This is a genomic window from Amycolatopsis sp. DG1A-15b (assembly GCF_030285645.1).
In the GTDB taxonomy this organism is placed as follows: Bacteria; Actinomycetota; Actinomycetes; order Mycobacteriales; family Pseudonocardiaceae; genus Amycolatopsis.
Window position 1 is genome coordinate 1,347,890 of record NZ_CP127296.1, and the last position, 13,080, is coordinate 1,360,969.

Here is a 13,080-nt window from a genome sequence, read left to right on the forward strand (position 1 = left end):
TTTCAACCTGCTCTGACAAAGATTGACCGGGTGGTGGGTTGGCGAGGTAAGGTGCTGCCCGGAGTTCCTGAGTCATACTCATTGCGTGACCCGTGACGAGGAAGTAGCACCGCCTGTCCCGTACCGCCCCGGCTACGAAGTCGTGGCGGAGCAGATCCTCCGGCTGATCGCCGAACTGGAACTGCGGCCCGGCGACCGGATGCCGACCGAGAACGAGCTGGCCGCGCGGATGGGAACCAGCCGGACCATGGTGCGGGAGGCCGTCAAGATCCTCTCGGCCATCGGCCGGGTGCGAGCGCACAAAGGACGTGGGCTGTATGTCTCCGATGACGAGGGCATGCTCGGCGGATCCCGGTGGGGCGGGTTCTTCCTGCCCGCCGATCTCAACCACGTCTACATGCTCTTCGAATTCCGCCGGATCCAGGAGACCGCGGCGAGCCGGCTGGCGGCGGCCAACGCCACCCCCGCGGAGCTGCGCGCGATCGAGGCCGCCGCCGAAACCTGCCGGCACGGCCACCTGACCGGGCAGTACTCGCTGTTCGACCGGGGCGACGACGACTTCCACGCCGGGATCGCCGCCGCGTCGCACAACCAGTTCCTCGTCGCGGCCGTGCGCGAGGCCCGCCGCCTGCAGCGCCAGTCGAACATCATCGGGATGTCCGGCGCGATCGGCGGGCACGCGGTGGGCGCGATCGAGGAGCACGCCGCGATCTACCGGGCGATCCGGGACGGCGACCCGGACGCGGCGGCCCACGCCGCCGGCGTCCACCTGGACAACACCCTGGAGGACTACCGCCGGGAGATCCAGCGCCGGCTCTTCGGCCCGTGACCGCACTCGCCAGACGTTCCATTGTGGACCTTACTGCTCCCGGGATCTCCCCCGGCCCGGGAGGACGACGACGTCCGTAGACAGAGGGAGCCCCTGTGATGGTGAAGAGATCCCTGTTCGCCTCCGCCGTGATCGGAGCCGTGCTCGCCTTACTGGCCGGCGGAACCGCGCAGGCCGCCAGCGCCGGCGCGGACCGGCAGGCCGCCGCGGCCACCGCGGCCGCCGGAACCGCGGGGTGCGGGAAGGCACCCGGGCTGGCGAGCGGCAACCACACGATCTCCAGCGGCGGCCAGAACCGCAGCTACATCCTGCGGGTCCCGGCGAACTACGACAACAACCACCCCTACCGGCTGTTCGTCGGCCTGCACTGGCGGGGCGGGACGATGAACGACGTCGACTCGGGCGGGACCGACGGCTACAACTGGTCCTACTACGGGCTCCGCCGGCTGGCCGACAGCGCGGGCAACAACACGATCTTCGTGGCACCGCAGGGCAACGGCAACGGCTGGGCCAACCCCGGCGGCCAGGACGTCACCTTCATCGACGACCTGCTGCGGCAGCTCGAGGGCGCCCTGTGCGTCGACACTTCGCAGGTCTTCGCCGGCGGCTTCAGCTACGGCGCCGCCATGAGCTACGCCCTCGCCTGCGCCCGGCCCACGGTGTTCCGCGCGGTCGCCGTCTACTCCGGCGCGAACCTCAGCGGCTGCAGCGGCGGCACCCAGCCGGTCGCCTACATCGGCATGCACGGCATCGGCGACAACGTCCTGCCCATCTCCTCCGGTCGCCAGCTGCGCGACCAGTTCGTCCGGAACAACGGCTGCACCCCGCAGAACCCGCCGGAGCCCGCCAGTGGCAGCCGCACCCACATCGTCACCGCCTACTCCGGCTGCCGGGCCGGGTACCCGGTCGTCTGGGCCGCCTTCGACGGCGGGCACGACCCGGGCCCGCGGGACGGTGGCGGCAGCGGCTGGCAGACCTGGACCTCCGGTGAGGTGTGGAAGTTCATCACGCAGTTCGACTCCACCACCCAGCCGCCGAACCCGCCGGTCCAGACCGGCGTGAACTACAAGCTGGCGGCCCAGCACAGCAGCAAGCTCGTGGGGATCACCGGCGCGTCGACGGCGGCCGGAGCGCTCATCGAGCAGGAGTCGGCCAACGGCGGCCTCAGCCAGCAGTTCGACTTCGTCGATTCCGGTGACGGCTACTACCGGGTCCGGGCCCGCAACAGCGGACTCGTGCTCCAGGCGGCGAACGCCAACAGCGGCGCGGACATCAGCCAGCAGGCCGACACCAACTCCACTGCCCAGCAGTGGCGGGTGGTCGACCAGGGCAGCGGCGCGGTGAGCCTGGTGAACCGGTTGAGCGGCCTCGCGATGGACGTCTGGGGAGTTTCGACCGCCGACGGCGCGCGGATCTCGCAGTGGACGTTCACCGGGAACCCCAACCAGCGGTTCCAGCTCCAGCGCGCCTGAGCCCGTGTCCATCGTCGAACCGTCGGGGTTCCGGCCCACCCTGGCCGACGTCGCGCGGGCGGCCGGGGTGTCCATCGCCACGGCCTCCCGCGTGCTCAACGGCTTCCCCAGGGTGAGCCCGGAACGCCGCAAGCAGGTGGAATCCGCGATGCAGGCGCTGGGCTACGCCCGGCAGCGGGCGGCGAAGGCGAGCAGTGCGCGGCACACCGGCTCGATCGCCTTGGTGGTCTGCGAGGAAGTGCCGCGGTTGTTCACCGACCCGTACTTCCCGCGGATCGCCGCGGGGGTCGGCCGGGAGCTGACCGCGGTGGGGGTGCAGCTCGTGCTGCTCACCGTGCCGGCCACCGACGACTACCAGTCGCCGGTGGTGCGGTACCTCGACGGCGGGCACGTCGACGGCGCGCTCGTCGTCGGCATGCACGGCCGCCGCCCGCTCGACCTGGACTGGCTCGGCATCCCGGTGGTGTTCGGCGGGCGGCCGGTCCAGGCCGGCCGCGCGGGCCGGCAGCCGTACGTCGACGCCGACAACCAGGGCGGGGCGCGGCTGGCGACCCAGCGGCTGCTCGACGGCGGCCGCCAGGTCGTGGCGACCGTCGCCGGGCCGCAGGACATGACCGCGGGGGCGGACCGGCTGCTCGGGTACCGGCAGGCGATGACCCGGGCCGGCCGGTACGACGAGAGCCTCGTGGTGTGCGGCGACTTCGGGCAGGCGTCCGGCGAGTACGCGGCGGCCCGGCTGCTCAGCCGCCGTCCGGACGTCGACGGGATCTTCGCGGCCTCGGACATGATGGCGGTCGGGGCGTTGCGCGCCCTCCGCCGCGCGGGCCGGAAGGTGCCCGAGGACGTCGCCGTCGTCGGGTTCGACGACCTGCCGATCAGCTGCTGGACGGACCCGCCGCTCACCACCGTGCGCCAGCCGGTCGAGGAGATGGGGGCCCGGATGACCGCCGAACTGCTGGCGATGATCGACGGCGCGGCCCCGCGCCGGAGCACGGTGCTCGACACCGAGCTGGTGCCGCGCAAGTCGGCGTGACGCTGCTGCTGTCTGTCGGCAATCGCTTCGGGGGTGCGGGTGGCGGAGCCCCGCCCCGGGGCGAAGCCCCGGTTGTAACAGAGACGAGGAGGAATCGTGCGCGTGTTGGTGGTGGTGGCCGCGATGGTGGTGACGGCGCTGGCCGGGGCGATACCGGCTTCGGCCGCGCCGGCGCCCCTGGTGAGCGCGGCGTCGGGGCGGTGCCTGAACGTCAAGGGTGGCGCCGACACCCAGGGAGCGACGCTGGAGATCCAGGACTGCACCGGCGCGGCCGGGCAGGCGTACGAGTTCACCGCGGCGGGTGAGCTGCGGACGATGAACGGCACGCGGTGCGTGGACGCCTCCGGTGGCGGGACGGCGCCCGGCACGGCCGCCATCATCTGGGCGTGCCACGGCGGGGCGAACCAGCAGTGGCGGCAGAACGCCGACGGCACGGTCAGCGGCGTCCAGTCGGGGCTGTGCCTGGACGTGACCGGCGCCGGCACGGCCAACGGCACCGCGGTCGTCCTGTGGACCTGCCACGGCCGCAGCAACCAGCAGTGGAGCACCGGGACGACCCCGCCGGACCCCTCCGGCACGGCGCCGTGCGACATCTACGCCTCCGGCGGCACGCCGTGCGTCGCCGCGCACAGCACGGCCCGGGCGCTCTACGGCACCTACGCCGGCAACCTGTACCAGGTCCGGCGCTCGTCCGACAACACGACCCGGAACATCGGTGTCCGGGCGGCGGGCGGCACCGCCGACGCGGCCGCCCAGGATTCCTTCTGCACCGGCACGTCCTGCGTCATCACCGTGGTCTACGACCAGTCCGGACGCGGGAACGACCTGTGGTACCAGGGATCGACCGTGGTCCCGGGGTCCAACCAGAGCAGTCCGGCGAAGGCCACGTCGGAGTCGCTCACGGTCGGCGGCGCGAAGGCGTACTCGCTGTACATCAACCCCGGCAACAGCTACTGGCGCGACGGCCACTCGACCGGGGTACCGACCGGCAGCGCTCCCGAGGGCATGTACATGGTGACCAGCGGGACGCACGTCAACAGCGGCTGCTGCTTCGACTACGGCAACAGCGAAACGACCCGGAAGGCCGACGCGGCCGGTGCGATGGACGCGATCAACTTCGGCACGGAGTGCTGGTTCGGCGGCTGCCAGGGCTCGGGCCCGTGGGTGCAGGCCGACCTCGAGTGGGGGCTGTACCCGGGCGGCAGCCAGCAGTGGAACCCGAACCAGCGGGCGCTGCCCAGCAAGTTCGTCACGGCGATGCTGAAGAACAACGGCACCTCCCGGTTCGCGCTCAAGGGCAGCAACGCCCAGTCGGGCAGCCTCACGACGATGTGGGACGGCAACCTCCCCGGCGGCTACAGCCCGATGAAGAAGCAGGGCGCGATCATCCTGGGCAGCGGCGGCGACTGCTGCAAACCCGGCGGCGGGGCGAACCTGAGCGCGGGGACGTTCTACGAAGGCGCGATGGTCGCCGGCTACCCGTCGGACGCGACCGAGAACGCGGTGCAGGCGAACGTGGTGGCCGCCGGCTACCGCTGAGCCGGTCGCGGTAGGCGAAAGGGCTTTCCTCGCGGGGTGGCGCGAGGGAAGCCCTTTCTGCGGCGTCTTGAACGACGCCCTCCTGACCTCCGACGCCGGGAATGAGTCGTTCACTGCCCTCCGAGGGCCAACCAGCTCAGGCGAACCGGTTCGCCTCCATTTGGCCGATTGTCGGTGAATTGCCTGCGGCGTACGTTCCTTGGTGGTCGAACCGGTTCGATAACCCGGGATCGTCCCCCGCACGTCCACCGCCAAAGGAGCTGTCCGTGGACACCTCGCGTCAGCGGCCCCGCGTCCGCCGTGGCCTGGCCGCCCTCCTGATCACCGGAGCACTGACCGGTGCCTCCGCCGTGGCCCTCCCCGGGCCGGCCCAGGCCGCGGACGAGTCGATCTCGGTCGACTTCTCCGCGGCGGGCGGCGCACCCGCGTACCGGGCTTCCGGGTGGATCTACGGCATGACCGAGAACGCGTCGGGGCCGCCCGACCACTTCTTCCGGGACGTGAACTTCCAGGCGATGCGGGCCGGGGGAGCGCAGCTGGACAGCCCGGGCGGCTGGGTCTCGGGCCGGTACGACCGGCGGTGGAACGCCACCCGTGCCCAGCTCCTGCGCACCCGCTCGCTCGGCGGGCAGTTCGTCCTGCTCGTGCACGACCTCTGGGGCGCCGACGGCTACCCGATTTCCCGGTTCCCCGGCGACAACGGCGACTGGACCGACTACGACAACTTCCTCACCCGCCTGATCGGCGACGTCCGGGCGACGGGTGCCCCGGTGGAGTGGGACATCTGGAACGAGCCCAACATCTCGCTGTTCTGGAACCGGCCGCAGAGCCAGTACTTCGCCATGTGGCAGCGCGCCTACCAGCGCATCCGGGCGGCCTTCCCGGCGCAGGCGATCGTCGGCCCCAGCCTGGCCGGCGTCCCGTCGACCTCGGGGAGCTGGTGGACGCAGTACCTCGACTTCGTCCGCGGCTCCGGCACGGTGCCGGACATCGTCAGCTGGCACTCCCTGCCGGGCGACCCGGTGGCGAACGTCGCCGCGGCCGACGCGTCACTCGGCTCGCGCGGCATCCCGCACCCGCGGCCCTACCAGATCAACGAGTACGGGGCGTCGAACGAGCAGAACCCCGGTGACGGCGCCTGGTACATCACCCGGCTCGAACGGGCCGGCGCCGACGGGCTGCGCGCCAACTGGGCCAGTGGCGGGAACCTGCACAACGACCTCGGCAACCTGCTCGTCCGCAACTCCGCGGGCCGGTACCAGCCCAAGGGCGAGTGGTGGGCCTACCGCTTCTACGGCTCGCAGACCGGCCAGCTCGTGGCCACGCGGGCCAGCGCGTCCTACGACGCGTTCGCCACGAAGGCGGCCGGGACCGCCAAGGTCCTGGTCGGCGGCGGCCGGACGACGGGGAACGTCGCGGTCGGCCTGCAGCGCCTGGACACCACCTCCGGCGTCGTCCAGAACAACCAGGTGCGGGTGATCGTCCAGCGCATCCCGTACAACGGCGGGGCCGCGGTGCAGAGCCCGGTCACCATCCAGGACTCCGTGGCCGCCGTGTCCGGCAACGCCCTGACCGTGAACCTTCCGCACACCACGGTCGACGACGCGTTGAGCATCACCCTGCTGCCGCCGTCGGACGGCGGCTTCCAGTCCGTCGCCGTCGCGCAGCATTCCCAGCAGTGCCTGGACAACACCGACCTGAGCACCGCCGACGGCAACCGGCAGCAGCAGGACGTCTGCGAGGGCGGCGGCCAGCAGCTGTGGAACTTCCGGCCGGTGCCCGGCGCCGCGGGCGCGTACACCGTCGTCAACCAGCAGAGCGGCAAGTGCCTCGAAGTCGCCGGCGCCTCGGCCGACGACGGTGCCGCCGTCCAGCAGCGCACCTGCGCCGACGGCGCGACGAACCAGCAGTTCTCGCCGCGGCGGGTGACCTACGGCGGCAACGACTCCCACGACTACCAGCTCGTCGCCCGGCACAGCGGCAAGTGCGTCGACGTCAACGGCGTCTCCACGGCCGCGCGCGCCCAGGTCATCCAGTGGACGTGCAAGCCGGTCACCCAGAACAGCCCGCTCAACCAGACCTGGCGGCTGTGGGGCCGGGGACCGGCCTGATCCGTCCGGCCCGGCGTTCTTTCAGGCGCCGGGCCGGTTGCCGGTGGGGATCGTGATGGGCGTGGTCGTCGGGGAAGTGCCCTTGTTGAGGAACAGCATGGCGAGGGCGCGGATGAACTGGTCGAAGAGGTAGAAGCCCGCGGGGGCGATGGGCAGCAGGCCTTCCCGGAAGGCGATGTAGGCGGGCCACCCGGTGCGGATCAGGGTGGCCGCCGCGTAGTCGCGCGGCAGGCCGAGCCAGTCACCGACTTCGTTGCTGAGGACGTACCGCACGAACTCGTTCAGGAAGCCGCGGGTGACGCCCAAGTCGATCTGGGCGGTCAGCCCGAGCAGGTCCGCGGCCAGCTCCTTGCCCTCGGGTGTCGGGGCGAGCAGGGGCGTGAGGACTTGGGCCGACTGCGCGTCCGCCTCGGCCCACGTCTTCGGGATGAACTCGTCCCGGACGCCGAGCAGGTGGATGGCGACCTGCCACTGGTGCAGGAAGGCGTCCTCGTCCGCGGCGGACATCGGGACGTGCCACTCCCGCAGCTTCCGGTGCACGAAGGTGCCGAGGCTGTGGAAGGTGACCAGGATGTCGCCGTTGCTGATCGGCACCCGCTCGTCGGCGACCGCCCGCCAGTGCGGTGACTGCGGCAGCAGGTGCCGCACCGCGGCGTGCACCAGGCGCGTCTTGTTGGCCGTGACCACGAACTGGCCCGAGGGCTCGAACGCGTGCGCCTCGCTCAGGTCGTAGCCGAAGGTGAACGTCTTGGCCGCGCGGTCCTGCATGGCGGCGCCGCCCGCGGACCAGTAGACCGACCGGGCCTCCCGCGGGATCACCGTGCTCATGATCCCGCTGCCGAGGCCGTAGAGCACGAACAGGTAGGTGTCCTTGCGCCGGTTGAAGTCCGCGGCGCGGCGCAGCTTGGCGGGATCGGCCCAGGAGGGCAGCCGGTTGACGCGCTGGAGCCAGGCGGCGAGGTCGGCGGGCAGGCCGGCGGGCAGCGGGTCGGCGTTGTCCACCCACGACCGCAGGGCGGTGTTGACCGCGGGGACCCGGCCGCCGTCGACGAGCCCCGCCATCAGGCTGTCCACCTCGTCGTCCCAGACCCACCACGGGTCGGCCCCGGCCGCCGAGGCCCAGGCCGGGACGACGCTCGCCGCGCCCGCCAGGCCCAGCGCGACGCCGAGCGAAAGAGCGTTCCTCCTGCTGAGATTGCTCATTTACTTACCTAGCTTCCTTGGTAGGCAGTACCCGTTCAGAGTGCGGTATGAGCGGTGCTTGAGGGGAGATTCCTCATTAACATAGAAGGTGATTCGCGGGTCGGCAAGAGCCGGCCGGCCTGTGGTTGACTGACACGCATGGCCCCGCGCACCTCTCCCCGGCGGCCGCGGTGACCGCCCAGCCGGCCGCGGCCGTCCGGCCCCGCAACCGGCGGCAGCTCATCGTCGAGGCGGGGGCCGCGGTGTTCAGCGAGCGCGGCTACCACGCGGCGTCCATGGAGGAGATCGCGGCGCGCGTGGGCATCACCGCGGCCGCCCTGTACCGGCACTTCCCGAACAAGTACGCGCTGTTCGCCGAGTGCGCGAACGTCATGGCGGACCGGCTCGTCGCCGCGCTGGCCGAGGTGGCCCCGGACGCGGCCCTCGCGGAGATCTTCGCCGCCGTCACCCGGGTGACCGTCGCCCACCGGGAAACCGGGGGCGTGTACCGGTGGGAGGCCCGGTACCTCGAGCGCGAAGACCGCCGGCTGCTCGCGGGGAAGTTCGCGCAGGTCGTCGAGCGCGTGGCGGAGGCGGTGCGGCGCGAGCACCCGTGGCCCGGCGAGCACCTGCGGGCCGTGGCGGCGCTGGGGGCCATCGGGTCCGTCACGACGCACCACAACGCGCTTGCCCAACGCCGGACGGGGGAGTTGCTGCAGGCAGCGGCCCTGCGCGTGGCCGCTACCGACCCCGCGGCGGCGCCCGCGCCGTTCGTCGAGATCCCGGCCCCGCCGGTGCCCCGGACCCGGCGTGCGGAGATCCTCGCGGCCGCCGTCCCGCTGTTCGAACGGGACGGGTTCGCCACCGTGACGAACGGCCGGATCGCCGAGGCGGTGGGGCTGGTGCCGTCCGCGCTCTACCGGTACTTCCCGGGCAAGGCCGACATCCTGGCGGCGGCCTGCCTGCAAGCCGCGGGGCTGCTGGCCCAGGCGGTCGAGCACAACCTGCGCGGGACGACCGATCCGCACGGCGCCTTGAGCGCGCTGACGGCGACGTACGTGGCGTACAGCTTCGAGCACAGTGCCCTCAACAGCGTGGCCAACGCGGAAATCGCCGGCCTGCCCGCCGGCCTGCGCCGCCCGCTGGTCGCGGCGCAGCGCGAGCACATCGCCGTGTGGGAGCAGCACCTGCGCGAAGCCCGCCCGGAACTCGACGCCCGCCAGGCCCGGGTGCTGGTGCACGCGGGCTTCGGCGTGGTGGTCGAGGCCGGTCGCCGGCTGCGGTGGGCGGACCGCCCGGAGCACCGCGCCGCGGTGGCCGCGTTGCTCGTGAGCGCCCTCGGGCTGCGATCTCCGGCCGGCTGACAACTTTCCGGCGCATGATCACATCTACCTCAGTGTGAAGCAGACAGAGGACGCCGGGACCGGCCGCGACGCGGAGTTCCGCGAGTTCGTGCGCAGCCGGGGAACGCCGCTGCACCAGAGCGCGTACCTGCTCTGCGGTGACCGGCACCTGGCCGACGACGTGGTCCAGGACACGCTGGTCAAGGCCTACCAGCACTGGCGGCGGGTGCGGCAGGCCGACAGCCCGGAGGCCTACGTCCGGCGCATCCTGCTCAACGAGGTGCGCGGGCGGTGGCGGCGGCGGGAGCGCTCGGTGCCGGTCGCGGAGTTCGCCGACGAGCCCACGGTGGCCGACCCGTCCGACGACGTGATCCGGCGCGACGGCCTCCGGCAGGCGCTGCTGACGTTGCCGTTGCGGCAGCGCGCGACGGTGGTGCTGCGCTACCTGGAGGGCCTGTCCGAGCGCGAGACGGCGGCGGTCCTCGGCTGCTCGACGGGCACCGTGAAGAGCCAGAGCTCCCGGGCACTGGCCGGCCTCAAATCCTTCTTCGACCGGACGGGGACCAAGCTGTGAACACCGAACAGGAGAACCGGCTTCGCGAAGACCTCCGGCGGGCCGTCGACGGCGAAACCTTCCGGACCGACCCCGACGTCGTCCTCGGGCGGGCCCGCCGGGCGCGGCGGCGCACCCTGGTCACCCGCGGCGCGGTCGGGACCGGCGTGCTGGCGGTGGTGGTGGCCGCCACCCTCGCGAGCGTGCCCACCGGCGTCCCGGAGGTCCGGAACGCCGCCTACGTCGTCGAGCGGGTTTCGGCCGCGCTGGACGGCGGCCCGGGGTACGTCTACCGGAGCGTCGACCACGACGAAGGCACGGTCTGGTACCAGGACCAGGTCACGATGAGCCAGTACTGGGTCTACGGCACCGGCGCCACCCGGATCGAGGCGTGGGACAGCTCGCCCGTGATCGACCACGCCGCGCACTTGCGGGACACGACGGTGAACCACAAGGACCGGACGTTTTCGACCGAAGACACGAAGCTGCCCGGCTACGTGGCGGGCGAGCTGGCGCCGAAGACGAGCTTCGCCGACCGGATCAAGAAGTCGATCACCGGCGAGCAGGAGATCGTCGGGTCGGGCGAGTACCGGGGACACCAGGTGATCAAGCTCGGCCACCCCGCGGGGGAGCTGTGGGTCGACGCCACCACCTACCTGCCGGTGTACCGGGTCACGACGGACGCGGACGGCCGGAAGACCGCCAGTGACCTCGCGTTCCTGCCCCGGACGCCCGACCTGGTGAAGACGGTCAACACCCCGCAGATCCCGGCCGGGTTCACCGAGGTCGCGGAGGCGAACACCGGCCCGGGCCACGGCGGCTGACGCCGGGGTTTCAGCCGCAGGGCAGCGTCCCCGTGCGCAGGGCGTGGCCGCCGTCGTCGCCGTCGTCGGACCACACGACCGCGCGGTGTCCGGCGCCGCAGGCCGGGGCGATCGCGAACCCTTCGTTGTTGTAGTTCGGCATCTTCGACGGCCGCGCGTAGGTCGCGGTCACGGTGAACTTGCCGCCGGAGAGCTTCAGCGTCGCCGATTTGCCGGAGCAGGTGTCGTCGCAGACCGACCAGAGGCTGCCGGTCGCCGGGTCGAACTCCAGCTCCATGACCTTCGGGAAGCCGGCCGAGAACGACGCCACCCGGGTGAACCCGCCGCCGGCCTGGTCGAGGGCGTAGGCGTGGATCCGGCCTTCGTCTTCGAGGCCCAGGAAGTAGAGGCCGGTCCCGTGGCCGGCGTAGGCGGCCGGGTCGTAGGGCGCCTTGGTGTGGTCGTCGCGGAAGCCGCCGGCGGTCAGGAAGGTGTCCGGGATCCAGGTGATGCCTTCGAAACCGCCGTTGTCGTCGACGGCGGGCAGGTCGCCGGTGAGGTCCCATTCCGCGGACGCGTCGAGTTCGCTCGCTGTCGATCCGGTGTCGTACCGCAGCACTTTCAGCAGGCTGCCGTCTCCGTCGTTGTCGCGCTCGGTCGCGGCGAACACGCCATCGGGCGTGACGACGACCCCTTCGGCGTCCGGGTCGCCGCTGCCGTCCCGGTAGCGCAGCTCCCAGTTGTCGATGGGCCGCCAGGTGCTGCCGTCGCGGAGGAGCCGGTAGAGCGTGCCCGGGCCGTTCTTGACCGCCCACAACACATCGGTGCCGTCGAAGGAAAGCCCGCTGACGTTGTCGCCGAGCACCCCCGCGGGATCGGCGACCGAGACGGCGGGATCACCGGGCCACTTCTGCGTCGTGGCGGCTTGTGCGCTGCCGGTGGGCACGGAGAGAAGGACAGCGGCGAGGCAGAGGAGAGTACGCACGTCGTGCTCCTGGGGTCGACGGGGCAACGCGGCGTGCTCCGGACTGTACCGAGTCGATCACCTCGCGGGCAACTCGGTCTCGCACCGCACCTGTGGCGCGGCCTCGGTCCCGGAGGCCACGCAGCCGAGCGCCCGGCCGGGCGCGGGAACGGGGTAGCTGAAGACGATCGGCCCGTCGGCGTCCGGCCCGGCCGAGAACTTGACGACCGTGTGCTGCCGGTTTCCATTGCCGTGCAAGGTCTTCGAGTAGTAGGTGGTGTGCGGTCCGATGGCGGTGCTCGTGCCTTCGCCGTCGTCGTCGAGTTCGTGCACGGTGAGCACGTAGTCCCCGGCGGTGTACTTGCCTTCGTTCTCGTGGCCGGCATCGGCCGGGGTCGAGCCGGTGACTTCGGGCGAGACGGGATCCGCGGCGGTGGCGATGACGGTGGCCCCGACGGCGGCCACGGCCACCCCGGCCACGGCCGCGGAAACGACGACTCGCTTGGCGGTGAACTTCATGGTCCCTCCTCCCCGCCTGACGATCAAGCTAGGGGAGGGAAGGGGCGGGTCACCTCGGCCGAAGGGGCGGTTCGGCCGCCGCGGGCTCGTCCTTTCGGCCGATGTCCGGCGGCACCGGCCGGATCGCGGTGACCGGGCGGCCGATCGGCGTTAACCTGCGTGGGGGTGAGAGGGGCTGCATGCGTGGTTGCTGCTGCTGGGTGCTGCTGTTCTTCGTCTCGAGCGCCGTCGGGCTGCCCCTCGCGACCGGAGACTGGCGGAGCGGGTTCTGGGCGTTCCTGATCGCGCCCGTCCTGGCGTGGGCGGCCTTCTTCTCCATGCTGGACCTCATCGCCCGCCGCCGGTTCCGCCGGTACTTCGAGCTCGCGGACCGGATCGGCGCCCGCGACGGCCACGTCATCCGCGAGCTGAGGCAAAAGTACTACGTCATCTCGTTCCTCCCCGGGGTGACCGTGCAGACCCTGCGCCCCGGCACCGAAGCCGAAGTGCTCGAGAAGCTCCGCGGGGCTGCTCTCGAGGCGGGCTGCGGGTTCGTCCCTGTCGAGCGGTTCCACCTCGCGAGCGAGGCCTGCGAGGTCTTGCTCACGATCCACGTGTACGGGCCGGGCGGCCACATCCGGGAGCACGTTCCCGCGGGGTACGTGATGACGGAAGTCACCATCGAGGAGTGGAAGGGCTTCCAGCCGGTCAAGCTCCGGCGCGCCCGCAGTGGTGACCGGCCGGCCTGAGCCC

The 13,080-nt window shown here is 72.0% G+C and carries 12 protein-coding genes; 9 read left to right on the forward strand and 3 right to left on the reverse strand.

Going from position 1 to position 13,080, the window contains the following annotated elements; genetic code table 11:
- Window positions 1-85: 85 nt before the first annotated feature.
- The 5 genes from QRY02_RS06280 to QRY02_RS06300 all read left to right on the forward strand — a co-directional run bounded on the left by QRY02_RS06280 (window position 86) and on the right by QRY02_RS06300 (window position 6,984).
- Window positions 86-829 carry a FadR/GntR family transcriptional regulator gene (locus tag QRY02_RS06280; RefSeq protein ID WP_285990548.1) on the forward strand — a complete coding sequence of 248 codons (744 nt, stop codon included), beginning with the start codon at window positions 86-88 and terminating at the stop codon, window positions 827-829.
- A gap of 98 nt (window positions 830-927) precedes the next feature.
- Window positions 928-2,301, forward strand: a complete 1,374-nt coding sequence (locus QRY02_RS06285; RefSeq protein WP_285990549.1) for an RICIN domain-containing protein — start codon at window positions 928-930, stop codon at window positions 2,299-2,301.
- Between the two features lie 4 nt (window positions 2,302-2,305).
- Window positions 2,306-3,334, forward strand: coding sequence for a LacI family DNA-binding transcriptional regulator (locus QRY02_RS06290; RefSeq protein ID WP_285990550.1), 1,029 nt, complete (start codon window positions 2,306-2,308; stop codon window positions 3,332-3,334).
- 96 nt (window positions 3,335-3,430) lie between these two features.
- Window positions 3,431-4,873: an arabinofuranosidase catalytic domain-containing protein gene (locus QRY02_RS06295; protein WP_285990551.1), complete on the forward strand. Its 1,443-nt coding sequence runs from the start codon at window positions 3,431-3,433 to the stop codon at window positions 4,871-4,873.
- 266 nt (window positions 4,874-5,139) lie between these two features.
- On the forward strand, window positions 5,140-6,984 hold the full coding sequence (locus QRY02_RS06300; protein WP_285990552.1) for an RICIN domain-containing protein: 1,845 nt from the start codon (window positions 5,140-5,142) through the stop codon (window positions 6,982-6,984).
- Window positions 6,985-7,005: 21 nt separating this feature from the next.
- Here the strand turns inward: QRY02_RS06300 and QRY02_RS06305 are convergent, their stop codons facing one another.
- Window positions 7,006-8,187 (reverse strand): oxygenase MpaB family protein, encoded by a 1,182-nt coding sequence (locus QRY02_RS06305; RefSeq protein WP_285990553.1) that lies wholly within the window; start codon window positions 8,185-8,187, stop codon window positions 7,006-7,008.
- A gap of 170 nt (window positions 8,188-8,357) precedes the next feature.
- Here QRY02_RS06305 and QRY02_RS06310 point away from each other — a divergent pair, with 170 nt between their 5' ends.
- From QRY02_RS06310 to QRY02_RS06320, 3 genes are read left to right on the forward strand one after another with little or no spacing between them, the layout of a single operon-like run.
- Entirely contained in the window at window positions 8,358-9,530 is a 1,173-nt protein-coding gene (locus tag QRY02_RS06310) for a TetR/AcrR family transcriptional regulator (RefSeq protein ID WP_285993776.1), read from the forward strand.
- A 34-nt stretch (window positions 9,531-9,564) separates the two neighbouring features.
- Window positions 9,565-10,083 (forward strand): SigE family RNA polymerase sigma factor, encoded by a 519-nt coding sequence (locus QRY02_RS06315; protein WP_285990554.1) that lies wholly within the window; start codon window positions 9,565-9,567, stop codon window positions 10,081-10,083.
- The gene (locus tag QRY02_RS06320) at window positions 10,080-10,886 is read left to right on the forward strand and encodes a hypothetical protein (protein WP_285990555.1); all 807 of its coding nucleotides are present in this window, start codon (window positions 10,080-10,082) and stop codon (window positions 10,884-10,886) included. The genes QRY02_RS06315 and QRY02_RS06320 overlap by 4 nt, the downstream gene beginning before the upstream one ends.
- A 10-nt stretch (window positions 10,887-10,896) precedes the next feature.
- Here the strand turns inward: QRY02_RS06320 and QRY02_RS06325 are convergent, their stop codons facing one another.
- Together QRY02_RS06325 and QRY02_RS06330 are read right to left on the reverse strand one after the other, a co-directional pair.
- The gene (locus QRY02_RS06325; protein WP_285990556.1) at window positions 10,897-11,850 is read right to left on the reverse strand and encodes an esterase-like activity of phytase family protein; all 954 of its coding nucleotides are present in this window, start codon (window positions 11,848-11,850) and stop codon (window positions 10,897-10,899) included.
- Between the two features lie 57 nt (window positions 11,851-11,907).
- On the reverse strand, window positions 11,908-12,348 hold the full coding sequence (locus QRY02_RS06330) for a hypothetical protein (protein ID WP_285990557.1): 441 nt from the start codon (window positions 12,346-12,348) through the stop codon (window positions 11,908-11,910).
- Window positions 12,349-12,449: 101 nt separating this feature from the next.
- On the opposite strand from QRY02_RS06330, the gene QRY02_RS06335 reads away from it, so the two are divergent.
- Entirely contained in the window at window positions 12,450-13,076 is a 627-nt protein-coding gene (locus QRY02_RS06335) for a hypothetical protein (RefSeq protein WP_285990558.1), read from the forward strand.
- The last annotated feature ends 4 nt before the right edge of the window (window positions 13,077-13,080 follow it).

What these genes read in the sequence shown, in the direction of transcription:
- QRY02_RS06335 (WP_285990558.1), top strand. Translation starts at nt 12,450, where the DNA reads ATGTCCGGCGGCACCGGCCGGATCGCGGTGACCGGGCGGCCGATCGGC.
- QRY02_RS06285 (WP_285990549.1), top strand. Translation starts at nt 928, where the DNA reads ATGGTGAAGAGATCCCTGTTCGCCTCCGCCGTGATCGGAGCCGTGCTC.
- QRY02_RS06305 (WP_285990553.1), bottom strand. Translation starts at nt 8,187, where the DNA reads ATGAGCAATCTCAGCAGGAGGAACGCTCTTTCGCTCGGCGTCGCGCTG.
- QRY02_RS06330 (WP_285990557.1), bottom strand. Translation starts at nt 12,348, where the DNA reads ATGAAGTTCACCGCCAAGCGAGTCGTCGTTTCCGCGGCCGTGGCCGGG.